Origin of the sequence: Brevibacterium limosum, from assembly GCF_011617705.1 — a bacterium.
In the GTDB taxonomy this organism is placed as follows: domain Bacteria; phylum Actinomycetota; class Actinomycetes; order Actinomycetales; family Brevibacteriaceae; genus Brevibacterium; species Brevibacterium limosum.
Genome location: NZ_CP050154.1, coordinates 2509868 through 2525301, shown reverse-complemented (window position 1 = coordinate 2525301; position 15434 = coordinate 2509868). Strand labels below are relative to the sequence as shown.

Here is a 15434-nt window from a genome sequence, read left to right as displayed (position 1 = left end):
TCTACCGGACCTGGACCGAGTCTAGCGCTCGAGAGGCCACAGATCGGGCCAGAACAGGCCCATATCGGTGACCAACTCGCGCACCACCGGCAGGCTGAGGCCGAGCACGGTGAGATGGTCGCCGTCGAGCCGGTCGACGAAGGCCCCGCCGAATCCGTCGATCGTCAGCGCCCCGGCCACCTGGAAGGGCTCTTCGGTGGCGATGTACGCCTCGAGCTCCTGTGGACTGGGTGAGCCGATGAGCACCGAGGTCGTCGACCGCTTCGAGCGCAGAGCGCTGAGTTCGAATCGCGTTGAATCGCCGCGCTCGGCACGCTCGGCAGCGCTGGTGCGGTCGTCAGCTGCCGGGCGACCGGGTGCGCCGATCGCCTGAAGCGTCCGTGTGAGCACGGCGACCGTATGACCCGAATGCAGCTGAGTCCATTGACCGGCGATCTCCGACCACACAGCGCGAGTGCGTTCGGCCGTACCCGGTTTGCCGATGGCTCGGCCGTCGAATTCGAGGAGGGAGTCCCCGGCGATGACGACGACGGTCTCCGCACCGTGCAGAGCTGGGGGAGTGGAAGCGATCATCCGGTCGATGACCGCATGGGCCTTGGCCTCCGACAACGCCGTGGTGAGATCGCCGACGGAGCCGGTGAACTCGTCCTCGATGGCACGTTCGTCGACCGCGGAGACGATGATGACCGGGTCGATTCCGCCGGCTCGGAGGATCTGGCGACGGGAAGGAGACTGTGAGGCGAGGACCACGGGGATCATGAGACGGCCTCCGACGGATTCGGAGCCTGGTCGGGCGTGTCGTCCGTCGTGACGCCTCCTTCGACAGCCACAGGCTGTTCGGGAGACTGTTCGACATCGGGCTGCGTATCGGCGCCGGACTGCGCATCGGCACTCGATTCGTCCTCGGCGACAGACTGAGCCTCAGCGCCGGGAACGAGCTCGTCGCGGCGGGCGGTCTCACCCTTCTCCGGGATATCGAGGCTGCGGTCGACGATGACGGGAGCGTCGATGCGTTCGGCGATTGCGGACAGCAGGGTCGAGGACAGCTGCGCATAGCCGAGTTCGCTGGGGAACCGACCCGAGCCGTTGAGCAGAGACCGGCGTGTCGTGCCGCTGAGTGATCCCGTCGATCGCAGCGGAACCGCGCGTGCGGCGAGTGCGGCCAGCCACTGAGAACCGGCGAGGACTCGGGAGGTCCGACGCAGGGACGTCTTGAGCGGATCGCGCAGCCCGGGCAGACCGCCGAGGTTGGGGCAGACGAGGACGAACACGCTGTATCGGCCCTCCCGCTGGAGTCTGTTGATGGCCTGGTTGAGCACGGGAACGCCGATGGTCGCCTGGATCGGGTGGATGATGTCGCCGGTGCCGATCGAGATGATCGCAAACCGACGGTCTTCGCTCCACCGGTCCGAGAGCTGACGGGAGAGCCAGGGGGAACGCAGGACTTCGTCGACCTGCCGGTGCAGATCATCCGACAGCGCCGAAGGCCGCGCGGTGGTCTGGACCCGCACAGTGGTGCCGAGCATTCGTGCCAAGCCGCGGCCGATGAGAGTGGGAGGTGCCTGCTCCGGGTCGACGTCGACCCCGCACAGCCAGGAGTCGCCGATGATGGCCAGCGCCGCGGAGTCGTCATCGTCGTTATCACGTGGGGCGGCGATCGCCTCGGTGAAGGTGGAACAGCGACGATTCTTGTCGTCGTCGAAGGAGCGACGCAGCGATCCTGCCTGGTGGCGGAGCAGACCCGCGGCCGAGGCACCGGCGCCGACGACTGTGGCTCCCATGGTCGCCAGCGTATAGATCAAGCGTCTTCCCACTGTTTTCCCTCCTCCGGCGTCATCATTGCACCTTTGTCAGTGCATCAACAACTATTGTTGAGCCATGACCGAAAACGATCAGCAGCATCCTCCGAACCGTTTCCGTGGGGCGTGGGAGGCGTTCCGGCGGGGACGCGGATCCTCGCGTTCCCAGTCCGAATCCGAAATGACCCCGTCGCAGGCAGTCAGTCCTGAGGAGATCGCGCTCAGCCGGATCGAAGCCGAGGCCAAACCCTATGTGGCCCCAGGTCTCAAACTCGCCGCGGCATGGTCGTGGCGGTCGATCGTCGTGCTGGTGGCGATCGGTGTGGCACTGTGGCTGCTGTCGAAGATCTCCAGCGTCGTGCTGCCTGTGCTCATCGCTCTGCTGCTGGCCGCGCTGCTGGCTCCCCTGACCGGGTGGCTGAAGAAGAAGCGTGTGCCTCGAGGCGGGGCCGCGGCGATCTCCTTCGTCGGGTTCATCATCGTCGTGCTCGGACTCTTCGGCCTCGTCGGTCAGCAGATCTATTCCGGTATGCCCGACCTCGTCAAACAGGTCATCGCCGGTGTGTCCGGAATCAGCAGCTGGCTGGCCACGAGTCCCTTCGGCATCGATGCTTCGACGATCTCGAGCTATATCGACGAAGCCATCAAGACCGCGACGAACTTCTTCCAGAACAACAGCAGCCAGCTTCTCGGCGGCGCCCTGGAAGCCACCTCGTCGGTGGGCACCTTCCTCACCGGCATGGCCGTCTGCCTGTTCGCGACGTTCTTCTTCCTCTATGACGGAGAGAAGATCTTCAGATGGGTGATGAATCTGCTTCCGGTCCCTGCCCGCCCCGTCGCCACGGGTGCCGCTCTGCGCGGGTGGACGACCCTCGTGCAGTACGTGCGAGTGCAGATCCTCGTCGCCGCCGTCGACGCGATCGGCATCGGCATCGGCGCTGCGTTCCTCGGGATCCCTCTGGTCATCCCCATGACCGTGCTGGTCTTCCTCACTTCGTTCGTTCCCGTCGTCGGCGCCATCGCCTCCGGTGCGGTGGCCGTGCTCGTGGCTTTGGTCTCGAACGGACTGGTCAGCGCGGTCATCATGTTGGCCGTGGTCATCGCCGTCCAGCAGATAGAAAGCCAGGTCCTCCAGCCTTTCCTGATGGGCAAGGCTGTGTCCGTCCATCCGCTGGCTGTGATCCTCGCGGTCACCGGCGGCGGCTTCCTCTTCGGCATCGTCGGAGCTCTCTTCGCCGTTCCGTTGGTGGCGGTGCTCAACAGCGTCGTCAGCTATATCGTGCGGACGAACGGTGGTGAAGCCGAGGAAGCGGAGGAGGACCCACCGCAGGACTCGGACGAGCGTGAGGCCACCGCCGTCCTGGAGACGGCGAAGGAACGGCTCACCGATGCCGTCCACGAGTCCGCAGAGGACGAACGTGCATCAGCTTCCGGCTCGACCGACGCGGCAGGGTCCGGGAAGACCAGGGTCGCAGGCTCAGGCACTACCGGTTCGGCAGAATCCGACGGACCGGACAAGGGCTCCGAAGACTGAGGTCCGGACCGGGCGACCGTGCGAGAGGCGTCTGGGCCGGAGCGAACAGCGAAGTGGGCGGGTGCGATCGCACCCGCCCACTTCGCTCAGTTCACAATCAGCCGGTGAAGGCCTCGACGGAGTCGACCTTGACCTCGATGGTCTTTCCGTTCGGAGCTTCGTAGGAGGTTGTGTCTCCGGCCTTGACACCGAGCACAGCGGCGCCGAGAGGCGACTTCTCCGAAAAGACGTCGATATCGGAGTCTCCGGCGATCTCGCGGTTGCCCAGCAGGAACCGCATGCTGTTGCCGGCGACGGTTGCGGTGACGACGCTTCCGGGAGCCACGGTCTTGCCGTCGCTGTCGCTGGAGCCGACCTTGGCGTTGCGCAGCAGCACCTCGAGCTGGCGGATGCGTGCTTCCTGCTTGCCCTGCTCATCTCGCGCTGCGTGGTAGCCGCTGTTCTCCTTCAAGTCACCCTCGTCGCGGGCGGCTTCGATCTTCTCAGCAATCTCTGCACGACCCGGTCCGGAGAGATGCTCGAGTTCCTTCGACAGGCGGTCAAAGGCTTCCTGGGTCAACCATGTCTCTTCCTGGGTGACTTCCTCGGTCATGACTTCTCCTTCTTCGGTCGGTGCACTGACGGGCGTGTCAGGCAACGAAAAAACCGGGCGTATGGGCACGCCCGGAAGTTGAATGAAACTACAGTGTAACGCATCTGCAGAGAAAAACGATGAGCTCAATCACGTACCCCGCCGCGAGTCGGCGGCTTGCAACGGCAAGACACGCCCCCGTGCGAGAACTATTCGAAGGAGCCCGAGCAGCTCGGCGCCGATGCTCTCACCAGGCGGCCGAACCGCGCGACCAGAGGGATCTACTCGAACCAGCAGTTGTCGACGTGACCGGAGGCGGCCAGCTGAGTCGTGGCCAGATCGATGTCGAGGCGTTTCGGCGAATTCGGGTCGGCGTTCGGATCGGCGGGAACGGTCACCTCGGTGAAGCCGACGACCGCTTCGTGCTCATTCGTCGCCTGGACGATGCAGTGGACGTCGCGCTCCCGATCGGGAAATATTCCGACGCTGACTTGCGTTGAAGAATCGTCGACAACCGAATAGTCAAGAGTGCGCGGTGTTGTGGGATTCGTCTGCGGGCGGAACGCCCAGACCGCGATGACGGCGACCACCGCAGTGAGGACGATGACGGCGATGATCTTCGCCCGACTGCTCAGCTCTCGCCTGGGCTTGCGGGTCCGGCCGTAGCGATCGTCATGCAGTGGTGGTGCCACTGTTACCTCAGTCATTGAATTCCTCTTTAAGTACTTCGCGCACTAATCTAGAGTAGTCGATCCTCTGCCGGCGATCATGTCAGCCACAGCACCGGCAGCAGGTGGCCACCAGGCTGAATCGAAAGGGACATTTAGGATATGACTTCGCTTCCGTACCATGGGCTGCGCCTGCTGGCCGTCCATGCCCACCCCGATGACGAATCCTCCAAGGGTGCGGCAACGAGCGCGAAGTACGCTTCTCTGGGTGCCCGGGTGCTCATCGCCACCATGACCGGCGGTGAAGCCGGCGACATCCTCAACCCCGCACTGCTGCAGAGCCCGAAGGCCAGCCGAGATATCGCCGGTCTCCGCCGTGAGGAGATGGCCACCGCCGCCGCCGCTCTCGGTGCCGAGCATGTGTGGGTCGGTCACGTCGACTCGGGTCTGCCCGACGGGGATTTCGACAGACAGACCCCTCCGGGATGCTTCTATCGTGTCCCCGACGAGGTGGCCATGCTGCCACTCGTGCACATCATCCGCACCTTCCGTCCGCAGGTGGTGACGACCTATGACGAACTCGGCGGCTATCCGCACCCCGACCACATCAAGAACCACGCTGTGACCATGGCCGCCGTCGCGGCCGCCGCCGATGCGTCCTCCCACCCCGAGCTCGGTGAGCCCTGGCAGGTGCAGAAGACCTATTTCAATCAGGATCTGTCGGCGAGGAAGTGGATCACCATCCACGAGAAGATGCTCGAGGCGGGGCTCGATTCCCCGTTCGCCGACCATCTCGAGGATTTCAAGAAGCGCGACAAGCAACGCCGCAACTGGCTGAGCACCCGCATCTCCTGCGCAGAATTCTTCTCCGCCCGTGACCGTGCGCTGCTCTCCCACGCTACACAGATCGACCCCGAAGGCGGCTTCTTCTCCGCTTCTCGCAAGGCTGCTCGCACGTACTGGCCGACAGAAGAGTTCGAGCTGGCACTCGATCTGACCGGCCGTGAGCCGCTGAACCCGGAGATCGAGTTCCAGGAGACCGATCTGTTCGCGGCGGTGACCTTCGACGACGGTCGTCGTGTTCCCGATGAGGGGATGCTCCCGGAATCGCCGGCAGAAGATGATTTCGACGTCGATTCCGCCGTCCCGACCGAAAGTGACTCCCACGCATGATTCTCGCGTCTGCTCCAGCTTCGACTCCCGACGGTGGGACGCCGGACCCGGATCTGGTGACACCCGGGACCATCGGCTTCCTGGCCACTCTCGCGGTGGTCATCCTGACGATCTTCCTCATCCGCGACGCTCTGCGCCGTGTCCGCCGGGTGCGGGCGCGCTCGGGCGCCAGCGATGCCTACCCGATTCCGCTGCGCAGGCATGTGGTGCCCAACCAGTCGAAGCTCTCGGGTCCAGAAGCACCCGAAGCGAAGACCGCAGACACTGAATCCGACGGTACGGACGGGGCAGCCGGGACAGACGACGCAGATCGCCGAGGCGGCGCGACGGAGGAATCGACGGATTCCTCGGAATCGTCCGACGAGCGGTCCTGAAACCCTGAGTCAGCAGAGAAGGGCGCGATCACCGAGTGGTGATCGCGCCCTTGCCGTATCAGCGGACCCTGCCGATGACCGGACGGCCCGGCCAGGGCCGACAGGAGTCAGTAGGCTGCGACGGCGGCGATGATGAGCGCGGCGAGATGGCAGCCGTAGCCGAGGATCGTGAGAATGTGGAAGATCTCGTGGAAGCCGAGCCACTTCGGCGACGGGTTCGGCCGTTTGATTCCGTAGATCACGGCACCGGCGATATAGCACACGCCGCCGAGGACGACGAGGAGGCCGACGGCGAGGTCCGTCGTCCAGATCTGGGGGATGTAGCCGACTCCGGCAACACCGAAGCCGACATAGATGGGGACGAAGAGCCACCGCGGCGCAGTGGTGAAGATCGTACGGAAGGCAACGCCGAGCGCGGCGGCACCCCACAGGACGGACAGCAGCAGGATCGCCTGGTCGGTGCGGAGCATCAGCACGGCCAGAGGAGTGTAGGTGCCGGCGGTGATGAGGAAGATGTTCGCATGGTCGAGCCGTCGCAGGACGAGGCGGACGCGGGTGCGCCAGCGGCCCCGGTGATAGACGGCGGAGGTGCCGAAGAGCAGCATGCCGGTGATGGCGAAGATCGCAGCCGCGATACGCGATTCGATCGTCGGGGAGATGATCACCAGCGCCAGGCCGCCGAGCATCGCCAGCGGGAATGCGCCGGCGTGGAACCAGCCTCGCAGCTTCGGCTTGACCTGACCTGCCAGCTTCGTCAGCTCGGCCCGCAGCGCCGAGCGGCGACGGGCGATGCGCTGGTCATCGGCGGACGAAGCATCATTCGCACCTGCGGAACCGACCGGCCTGGAGCCGTCGGGAACGACTGGAGAGGAATCGGTGAGCGGAGCATTCATGCCTCCATAGTAGCGAGCGGGCCTGAGGCCTCATTCAGCATCGTCGGCTAGTAGTCTGTACAGTGTTCGATCCGACCGAAGACCCATATGGAAGAGGACAGCTGTGGCGCGACCCGTGAACCTGCTCTATCGGCTGTACGAGCGACGGCTCAAACGTGAGCTCGACAAGTCGGTTCCGGTTCCGCGACACGTCGGCGTCATCACCGACGGCAACCGCCGATGGGCGAAGGAGTTCGGGGCGACGACCGCCGACGGTCACCGGGCCGGAGCGGCGAAGATCGTCGAATTCCTCGGGTGGTGTCACGAGATCGATGTGGAGATCGTCACTCTCTACGTCCTGTCCAAAGAGAACCTCGCCCGTTCGGCCGAAGAGGTGTCGATCCTCATCGAGATCATCTCGGATCTGGTGGAGAAGATCGCAGCGCTCGACGGCGTCGGCGTCCAGCTCGTCGGTGATCTCGACATCCTCCCCTCGGATCTGCGAGCCCGGCTGGAAGCAGTGACGACAGACGATGACTGCGGAATGCGCGTCAACGTCGCCGTCGGCTACGGCGGTCGGCAGGAGATCGTCAACGCGGTCAGGTCCCTGCTGCGGACGCGGACCGACGACGGCACGGATCTGGAGACGATCATCTCCGAGCTGTCTCCGGAGCAGATCGGCGAACACCTCTACACCAAGGGTCAGCCCGATCCCGACCTCATCATCCGCTCGTCGGGAGAACAGCGACTCTCCGGCTTCCTCATGTGGCAGAGCGCCTATTCCGAGTTCTACTTCTGCGAAGCCTACTGGCCGGATTTCCGTCGCACAGATTTCCTCCGTGCCGTGCGCGACTACGGTCTGCGCCAGCGTCGCTTCGGCAGATAGGCCCTGCATGTGGCCGGCGCGCATCCCTGGCCGCCGGATGGTGGAATCCCGCATTCACTCGAAGTTCATGACCTCGACTTGCCCGAGCACGCGTGCCGCTACCGCCTGCAGCGGCGAACCGGGTTAGGTTGACTGTAGTTGGTCGACACCAACCCGAGATCGGGGGATGTCAGAACCGGATCTCGGCGGAACTCACGCCTCAGAGGTCCTCATGGCTGAAAAAGTCCACACCTACGTTCTCGACACCTCGGTGCTGCTGTCGGATCCCGGAGCGCTTCTGCGCTTCGCCGAACACCACGTTGTCATTCCGCTCATCGTCGTCTCCGAGCTCGAGGGCAAACGCAACCATCCCGAACTCGGCTTCACGGCCCGCAAAGCCCTCCACATCCTCGACGACTTCCGCTCAGACTACGACCGATTGGATCAGCCCATCCCGGTCGGTGATGCGGGCGGAACGCTGCGGGTCGAGCTCAACCACATCGATGCCTCCACGATGCCGGTCGGCTTCGACCGGACGGAGAACGACACCCGCATTCTGGCCGTGGCCCGCAACCTCTCGGCCGAAGGCTGTGATGTGGTCGTCGTGACCAAGGACGTGCCGATGCGAGTGAAGGCCTCTGCCCTGGGCCTGCACGCGGAGGAGTATCTGGCGGAGCTGGCCGTCGATTCCGGGTTCACCGGGATGAGTGAGCTCGGCCTCGACGATGAGCAGATGAGCGAGTTCTATGATTCGGGGTCGGTCGTCACCGAGGATGTCTCCGACGAGGTGGTCAACACCGGAGTCGTCATCACCTCCCCGCGCGGCTCCGGTCTGGGCCGGGTGCGCACCGGCAACAGAGTGTCGATGGTGCGCGGGGATCGTGACATCTTCGGAGTCCACGGTCGATCGGCAGAACAGCGGATCGCCATCGACATGCTGCTCGACGATGCGCTGGGAATCGTATCGATGGGAGGGCGAGCCGGAACGGGGAAGTCCGCGCTGGCCCTCATGGCGGGATTGCAGAAGGTGCTGGAGGAGAACAAGCACTCGAAGATCATGGTCTTCAGGCCGCTCTACGCCGTCGGCGGGCAGAATCTCGGCTACCTGCCCGGCAGCGAAGGCGAGAAGATGAATCCCTGGGCGGAAGCCGTGTTCGACACCTTGAGCGCCCTGGTGAGCAAGAACGTCATCGACGAGGTGGTCAACAGGGAGATCCTCGAAGTGCTTCCGCTGACGCACATCCGAGGGCGGTCCCTCCACGATGCGTTCGTCATCGTCGATGAGGCACAGTCGTTGGAGCGCAATGTCCTGCTGACCGTGCTCTCACGCATCGGAATGAATTCGAAGGTGGTGCTGACCCATGATGTCGCCCAGCGCGACAATCTGCGAGTGGGCAGGCACGACGGCGTCGCCGCGGTGATCGAGAAGCTCAAGGGCCATGATCTCTTCGCCCATGTCACCCTGACCCGGTCGGAGCGGTCGGAGATCGCTGCTCTGGTCACCGATGTGCTCGAGGAGTTCGACCCGTTCCGATCCTGAGCTCTCGCGCCCCGGCGACGCAGGCGTTTGTGGTCACCGAGCCGAGGCGAAACTGCGAATCAGCGAGTCTTCCTCGGGGCTGTGACCACAGACGGCGTCACTCTCCACGAAACGGCGCCCGGACGATACCGGCCGGGCGCCGTGTGCTGGTCAGTCAGACCGATGGGTTACCTGTAGTCGCCGATCATCGTGGTGACGTCGAGCGCCTTGTCGAGGTCGGCCTCGGTGATGGAGCCGTTGTCAACGAAGCCCAGGGCGATCGTCGCTTCCTTGACCGTCATCTTCTCGGCCACCGCGTGCTTGGCGATCTTCGCAGCGGCCTCGTAGCCGATGACCTTGTTCAGCGGGGTGACGATGGAGGGGCTCGCCTCGGCGAGGAATCGAGCACGCTCCTCATTGGCACTGAGTCCGTCGATCATCTTCTCGGCCATGACGGTCGAGGCGTTCGCGAGCAGGCGGATCGACTCGAGCAGGTTCGAGGCCATGACCGGGATGCCGACATTGAGCTCGAAGGCTCCGTTGGTCGATGACAGCGACACAGCGGCATCGTTGCCGATGACCTGGGCGGCGACCTGGATGGTGGCCTCGCAGATGACCGGGTTGACCTTGCCGGGCATGATCGACGAACCGGGCTGCAGATCGGGGATGGCGATCTCGCCGAGTCCGGTGTTCGGTCCCGAACCCATCCAGCGCAGGTCGTTGCAGATCTTCATGTAGCCGTAGGCGATGGTCCGCAGCTGACCGGAGGCTTCGATGAGTCCGTCCCGGTTGGCCTGAGCTTCGAAGTGGTTGCGGGCCTCGGTGATCGGCAGTCCGGTCTCTTCGGCGAGGATTTCGACCACGCGGGAGGAGAAGCCGTCGGGGGTGTTGATTCCGGTGCCCACCGCGGTTCCGCCCTGCGGGACCTCGGCGACGCGGGGCAGGGAGGCTTCGATGCGCTCGATTCCGTAGCGGACCTGAGCGGCGTACCCGCCGAACTCCTGGCCCAGAGTCACCGGGGTGGCATCCATGAGGTGGGTGCGGCCGGACTTGACGACGGAGGAGAACTCCTGGGCCTTCTTCTCAAGCGAGGTCGCCAGGGTGTCCATGGCTGGGATGAGGGTGTTGACCAGAGCCTTGGTCACGGCCACGTGCACCGAGGTGGGGAAGACGTCGTTCGAGGACTGCGAAGCGTTGACGTGGTCGTTCGGGTGAACGTTGACTCCGTCGTCCTCAAGCGCCTTGGTCGCCAGCGAGGCCAGGACCTCGTTGGTGTTCATGTTCGACGAGGTTCCCGAACCGGTCTGGAACACGTCGATGGGGAAATGAGCGTCATACTCACCGGAGATGACCTGATCGGCAGCGTTCTGGATGGCCGTGGCGCGAGCCTCGTCGAGCACACCGAGTTCGGCGTTGGCCTTCGCGGCGGCCTTCTTCACCTGTGCCAGAGCGGCGATGTGAGCGGATTCGAGGGTCTTGCCCGAGATCGGGAAGTTCTCGACGGCGCGCTGGGTCTGTGCGCTGTAGAGGGCGTCCTTGGGGACTTTGACCTCACCCATGGTGTCGTGTTCGATGCGAAATTCTTCGGTCATTGTTGTCCTTTCCGTTCGGTGCCTGGGAAATGATGATTGGAGATCAGGCTCGGTGAGAGCCCGACAGAGGTGACCACCGTGGTGGCCTGTCGTCAGGAGGCGTAGGTGGAGACCGCGGCCTCGTCGCCTCCGTACTGGGCGACGACCGTGGTGTGGCCGTCGTGGAGCTGGTAGGTGAGTCCGACGATGATGAGTCGGCCGTCTTCGACGGCGGTCTTGATGATCGTGGACAGCTGCATGATCTTCTCGACCGTGTCCATGGTGTTCTGCCCGACGGTCTCGTTGATCGTGGTGCGCCCGTTCTTCCGGGCTCGGGCCACTGTCGGCAGGATGCGGGCAACGACGTCGGAGATGAATCCTGGGGGAGTCTCACCCGAATCATAGGCGTTGTAGGCCGCAGTCACGGCCCCGCAGCTGTCGTGGCCGAGCACGACGAGCAGGGGAGTGCCGAGCATTTCGACGCCGTATTCGAGCGAGCCCAAGGTGACCGGGTCGACGACCTGTCCGGCGTTGCGGACGACAAACATGTCACCGAGACCGACGTCGAAGATCATCTCGGCGGCGACTCGGGAATCCGAGCAGCCGAAGAGAGTGACGAATGGGGTCTGGTTGTCGGACAGGGACTCCCGACGTGCGGTGTCCTGGTTGGGGTGCCGAGGGACATCGTCGACGAAACGCTGGTTTCCCTCGAGGAGTCGTTTCCACGCCTGATTGGGCATTGCTTTTGCACCTGCTTCCGAGTTGTGTGCATCGCGCCCGGGACCGGGTGCGGTTGGAGGTCAGACCAGTCCGCGGCGTGCGGCTTCTTCGGCGGCCTCCACGTAGGAGTGGGTCTTCGCGGCCTGGTGCTCGGCGAAGACCTGACGGACGGTTCCCGACTTCGACCGCATCACCAATGAGTGCGTGGTGACGTGGCCGCCCTGGAACTTCACTCCGTCGAGCAGGTCGCCGTTGGTGATGCCCGTGGCGACGAAGTAGCTGTTGTCCCCGGTGACGAGGTCATCGGTGTTGAGCACCTGATTGATGTCGAGGCCGGCCTCGGCGGCGGCTTCGCGTTCGGCGTCATCCTGCGGCCACAGACGGCCCTGGATGACACCGCCGAGTGCCTTGATGGCGCAGGCGGTGATGATGCCCTCTGGGGTGCCGCCGACGCCCATGAGCATGTCGACTCCGGTTCCGGGGCGGCAGGCGGCGATGGCTCCGGCGACGTCACCGTCGGTGATGAGCTGGATGCGGGCGCCTGCGGCGCGGATCTCATCGATCATCTGCTGATGGCGGGGACGGTCGAGGATCATCACCGTCACCGAGGCGGGATCCTTTGTCCCCTTCGCCTTGGCGACTCGGCGGATGTTCTCGGCGATCGGCAGACGCAGGTCGACGGCGTCGGCGGCATCGGGGCCCGTGACGAGCTTCTCCATGTAGAACACGGCAGAGGGGTCGTACATCGCACCGTCTTCGGTCACGGCCATGACCGAGATCGCATTGGGCATGCCCAGAGCGGTCAGGCGGGTGCCGTCGATCGGGTCGACCGCAACGTCGCAGTGCGGTCCGCCGCCGTCACCGACCTGCTCGCCGTTGAAGAGCATCGGAGCTTCGTCCTTCTCTCCTTCGCCGATGACGACGGTGCCGGTCATGCGGACGGTGGAGATGACATTGCGCATCGCGGCCACGGCCGCTCCGTCGGCTGCGTTCTTGTCGCCGCGGCCGACCCAGGGGGCGGCCGCGATGGCGGCGGCCTCGGTGACTCGGACGAGTTCCAGAGCCAAGTTGCGGTCGGGAGCATCCGACTCGACCTGAGCCTTCTGCGACCATGCGTCGGTCACGGCAACAGGTGGAGTCTCCTCATCAACTCGTCCTCGGTCGTGGTGAGATTTCACGTCAACAGGCTCTTTGGAGTCACTCATGCTTCCAATTGTGCCACCCCTGTGATCGGGGTCGCGACAGCGGTGTCCGCTTGTGGCCGCAGTCACGTCCCCGGGTCGGGATTGGCTCTTCGCGCGCGAGCCGAGGACAATGGCGGTGTGAATGTCCGAAATGCTGCTGACGAGACGGTTACTCGAGAGGTCGTCGATGAGGCGACGCAGAGTCCCAAGGGAGAGTCCATGGCTGACGAGTCCGGAGTGATGCTGCCGGGGTCCCGTGAGGAGATGCGCTTCCTGCGCAAGAACTCGAACTGGGTCAACATGGTCATCGCGATCCTCGCCTGCTTGGCGGTCGCCGTCGGGATCCTGTTCCTCGCCCCGCAGCCCGAAGTCGACTCCGAACGCGTCGTCGACTATCAGGGTATCGCCGAGCAGTCCCAGGGCAATTCCGAATTCGACCTCATCGTTCCGCAGATCCCGCGCGGATGGACATCGAACGAAGCCAGCCTCGATCGGATGGGTGACTCCGAGTACACCTCGTGGTACATGTCGTTCATCGGCCCCGACGACCAGTGGGTGAGCATCGAGCAGGCCGAAGCGAGTGCGAACTGGGCGAAGCGGAAGACCGATGAGGCCGCCGCCGCAGAGAACGTGACTGTCGGCGGTGCCGACTTCCAGATCTACCGCACAGCAGAGGCGAAGGAATACTGGGTCACGCACGAAGGCGATATGTATGTCGTAATGACGGCCACCGCAGCGCCGGACACCATCAACGGCTTCGCTGACCAGGTGGCCGCCCAGCTGAAGTGACCTCAGCCCGCCAGCCGGAGGCGAGTCGGTGCGACGCGCTCACCTCATCTGCCGTCGGCGGGCCCTGACTGCTGATCGGCCTCTGGCCATGAGGCTCAGTCGGCGTCGTCCGAGGTTTCCTCGCGGGCCTTGTCGAGTCGTTCTCGCGCCCCATCGAGCCATGCCTGGCAGCGGTCTGCCAGGGCTTCGCCGCGTTCCCACAGCCGCAGCGACTCTTCGAGCGGCAGATTGCCGGTCTCCAGACGCTTGACGGTCATGACGAGTTCTTCACGGGCCTGTTCATAGCTGAGCGCGCTGATCTCGGGCTGATCCTGCTGGGTCGTCGGTTCGGTCATCGGTGTGTCCTTCACAGAGTGAGTGGTAAATGGGCAGAGTGTGGAACCGAGGTCATTCGGTGGTGTCCGATTCGTCCGTATCCGGCGTGACCTCGGTGATCGCAGCATCGAATCGTCCACGAGCGACCCGCACGTGCACGGTGTCTCCGGCGACCACCTCATCCGCATTGCGGACGGCCTGACCTTCGTCGGTCTGCACCACGGCGTAACCGCGCTCCAGAGTCCGCAGGGGCGAGAGAGACCGTGCCTGGGAGCGGAGGTGCTGGATCTCGTTCTGAGCCTGGATGACCGATGCGTTCGTCGCCTGCAGGCTGCGTCGGCGGATCATCGTCAGTTCGTTCTCGTGCGCGGTGATCATCGTCTGCGGTTCGGCGAGCACCGGCCGTGAACGCACGGCGGTGAGCATCTCCTGCTCGCGGTCGAGGAGACGGTTGACGGCAGACTTGAGCTCGGCGCGGGCGCGCAGGAGGTTCATGCTTTCTTCGGCCACATCCGGCACGATCCGTTTGGCGGCATCCGTGGGTGTCGAGGCGCGCATGTCCGCGACTTCGTCGAGGATGGGTCGATCAGCCTCGTGCCCGATCGCCGAGACCACCGGAGTCTGAGCTGCGGAGACGGCGCGGACGAGCGCTTCGTTCGAGAACGGCAGGAGGTCTTCCATGCTGCCGCCGCCGCGGGCGATGACGATGACATCGATCTGCGGGTCTGCGTCGAGTTCGGCGAGGTTGTTCATCACTCCCGGCACAGCGTCGGGACCTTGCACAGCACAGTTGCGGACCTCGAACTCTGCGGCCGGCCAGCGCAGGTGCACATTGCGCATGACGTCCTTCTGAGCGTCCGAATCCCGTCCGGTGATCAGCCCGATCCGGTTCGGCAGGAAGGGCAGGCGCAGCTTCCGGCTGGGATCGAAGAGCCCTTCGGCCCCCAGCTGCTTCTTCAGTCGTTCGAGGCGGGCGAGGAGTTCGCCGAGTCCGACGGCACGGATGTCGTTGGCACGCATCGTCAGCCGACCGGTCTTCGTCCAGAAGTCGGCTTTGAGATTGGCGACGACATGGCTGCCCTCTGTCAGCGGCGCTCCGGTGCGGTCGAGGACGTTCTTCCAGATCTGGACCGGCAGGGACATCTCGACATCGGTGTCACGCAGGGTCAGGTAGCTGGCCTTGCCGCGATGGTTGAGCTCGACGACCTGCCCTTCGATCCACACGCTCGACATGCGGTCGATATAGGACTTCATCTTCGAAGACAGCAGGCTCAGCGGCCACGGATTCTCCGCCGTGGTCTCGGCTGCGGTGGCGGCGAGCTCCTTCGGCTCGACGGATTCGCCGAGCGTGCCGGGAGTGCCGGAAATTCTTTGCGCCATTTGAGTCCCCTTCCGAACCCCAAGCCTAACGAACGGCACTGACGCAGCCCATTCCCGGTCATACGTCCCAGCCCTTCCTTGGGAGGACGGTCTGCTTCCA

16 protein-coding genes are annotated in these 15434 nt (G+C 64.5%); 6 read left to right on the top strand and 10 right to left on the bottom strand.

What is annotated here, in order from left to right; all coding sequences use genetic code 11:
* Nucleotides 1–21: 21 nt before the first annotated feature.
* Nucleotides 22–759 (bottom strand): Maf family protein, encoded by a 738-nt coding sequence (locus GUY37_RS11430; RefSeq protein WP_166825684.1) that lies wholly within the window; start codon nucleotides 757–759, stop codon nucleotides 22–24.
* On the bottom strand, nucleotides 756–1814 hold the full coding sequence (locus tag GUY37_RS11425; RefSeq protein ID WP_228278153.1) for an SGNH/GDSL hydrolase family protein: 1059 nt from the start codon (nucleotides 1812–1814) through the stop codon (nucleotides 756–758). The genes GUY37_RS11430 and GUY37_RS11425 overlap by 4 nt, the downstream gene beginning before the upstream one ends.
* 64 nt (nucleotides 1815–1878) lie before the next feature.
* On the opposite strand from GUY37_RS11425, the gene GUY37_RS11420 reads away from it, so the two are divergent.
* The gene (locus GUY37_RS11420; protein ID WP_166825681.1) at nucleotides 1879–3333 is read left to right on the top strand and encodes an AI-2E family transporter; all 1455 of its coding nucleotides are present in this window, start codon (nucleotides 1879–1881) and stop codon (nucleotides 3331–3333) included.
* Between the two features lie 97 nt (nucleotides 3334–3430).
* Here GUY37_RS11420 and greA read toward each other — a convergent pair whose 3' ends face one another.
* Together greA and GUY37_RS11410 are read right to left on the bottom strand one after the other, a co-directional pair.
* Nucleotides 3431–3925, bottom strand: coding sequence for a transcription elongation factor GreA (greA, locus tag GUY37_RS11415; RefSeq protein ID WP_166825678.1), 495 nt, complete (start codon nucleotides 3923–3925; stop codon nucleotides 3431–3433).
* Between the two features lie 260 nt (nucleotides 3926–4185).
* Entirely contained in the window at nucleotides 4186–4611 is a 426-nt protein-coding gene (locus tag GUY37_RS11410) for a DUF4307 domain-containing protein (protein ID WP_166825676.1), read from the bottom strand.
* 123 nt (nucleotides 4612–4734) lie between these two features.
* Here GUY37_RS11410 and mca point away from each other — a divergent pair, with 123 nt between their 5' ends.
* Nucleotides 4735–5745 carry a mycothiol conjugate amidase Mca gene (mca, locus tag GUY37_RS11405; protein ID WP_166825673.1) on the top strand — a complete coding sequence of 337 codons (1011 nt, stop codon included), beginning with the start codon at nucleotides 4735–4737 and terminating at the stop codon, nucleotides 5743–5745.
* Nucleotides 5742–6119 carry a hypothetical protein gene (locus GUY37_RS11400; RefSeq protein WP_166825670.1) on the top strand — a complete coding sequence of 126 codons (378 nt, stop codon included), beginning with the start codon at nucleotides 5742–5744 and terminating at the stop codon, nucleotides 6117–6119. The genes mca and GUY37_RS11400 overlap by 4 nt, the downstream gene beginning before the upstream one ends.
* 107 nt (nucleotides 6120–6226) lie before the next feature.
* On the opposite strand, the gene trhA is transcribed toward GUY37_RS11400, so the two are convergent.
* Nucleotides 6227–7012 carry a PAQR family membrane homeostasis protein TrhA gene (trhA, locus tag GUY37_RS11395; RefSeq protein WP_166825667.1) on the bottom strand — a complete coding sequence of 262 codons (786 nt, stop codon included), beginning with the start codon at nucleotides 7010–7012 and terminating at the stop codon, nucleotides 6227–6229.
* 103 nt (nucleotides 7013–7115) lie between these two features.
* Between trhA and GUY37_RS11390 the strand changes: the two genes are divergently transcribed.
* Nucleotides 7116–7877 (top strand): isoprenyl transferase, encoded by a 762-nt coding sequence (locus GUY37_RS11390; protein WP_166825664.1) that lies wholly within the window; start codon nucleotides 7116–7118, stop codon nucleotides 7875–7877.
* 211 nt (nucleotides 7878–8088) lie between these two features.
* The gene (locus GUY37_RS11385; protein ID WP_152347878.1) at nucleotides 8089–9396 is read left to right on the top strand and encodes a PhoH family protein; all 1308 of its coding nucleotides are present in this window, start codon (nucleotides 8089–8091) and stop codon (nucleotides 9394–9396) included.
* A gap of 167 nt (nucleotides 9397–9563) precedes the next feature.
* On the opposite strand, the gene GUY37_RS11380 is transcribed toward GUY37_RS11385, so the two are convergent.
* From GUY37_RS11380 to glpX, 3 genes are all read right to left on the bottom strand, one after another.
* On the bottom strand, nucleotides 9564–10967 hold the full coding sequence (locus tag GUY37_RS11380) for a class II fumarate hydratase (RefSeq protein ID WP_166825661.1): 1404 nt from the start codon (nucleotides 10965–10967) through the stop codon (nucleotides 9564–9566).
* A gap of 92 nt (nucleotides 10968–11059) precedes the next feature.
* A complete protein-coding gene (locus GUY37_RS11375; RefSeq protein WP_152347880.1) occupies nucleotides 11060–11686 on the bottom strand; it encodes a carbonic anhydrase in 627 nt (208 codons plus the stop codon).
* A 60-nt stretch (nucleotides 11687–11746) separates the two neighbouring features.
* Complete coding sequence (gene glpX / locus GUY37_RS11370; protein ID WP_208094672.1) at nucleotides 11747–12871, bottom strand: class II fructose-bisphosphatase; 1125 nt, start codon at nucleotides 12869–12871, stop codon at nucleotides 11747–11749.
* 198 nt (nucleotides 12872–13069) lie between these two features.
* Here glpX and GUY37_RS11365 point away from each other — a divergent pair, with 198 nt between their 5' ends.
* The gene (locus GUY37_RS11365; protein ID WP_228278152.1) at nucleotides 13070–13639 is read left to right on the top strand and encodes a DUF4245 domain-containing protein; all 570 of its coding nucleotides are present in this window, start codon (nucleotides 13070–13072) and stop codon (nucleotides 13637–13639) included.
* A 95-nt stretch (nucleotides 13640–13734) separates the two neighbouring features.
* Here the strand turns inward: GUY37_RS11365 and GUY37_RS11360 are convergent, their stop codons facing one another.
* Together GUY37_RS11360 and xseA are read right to left on the bottom strand one after the other, a co-directional pair.
* A complete protein-coding gene (locus GUY37_RS11360; RefSeq protein ID WP_152347882.1) occupies nucleotides 13735–13974 on the bottom strand; it encodes an exodeoxyribonuclease VII small subunit in 240 nt (79 codons plus the stop codon).
* A 52-nt stretch (nucleotides 13975–14026) separates the two neighbouring features.
* On the bottom strand, nucleotides 14027–15334 hold the full coding sequence (xseA, locus tag GUY37_RS11355; protein ID WP_166825655.1) for an exodeoxyribonuclease VII large subunit: 1308 nt from the start codon (nucleotides 15332–15334) through the stop codon (nucleotides 14027–14029).
* Nucleotides 15335–15434: the final 100 nt, after the last annotated feature.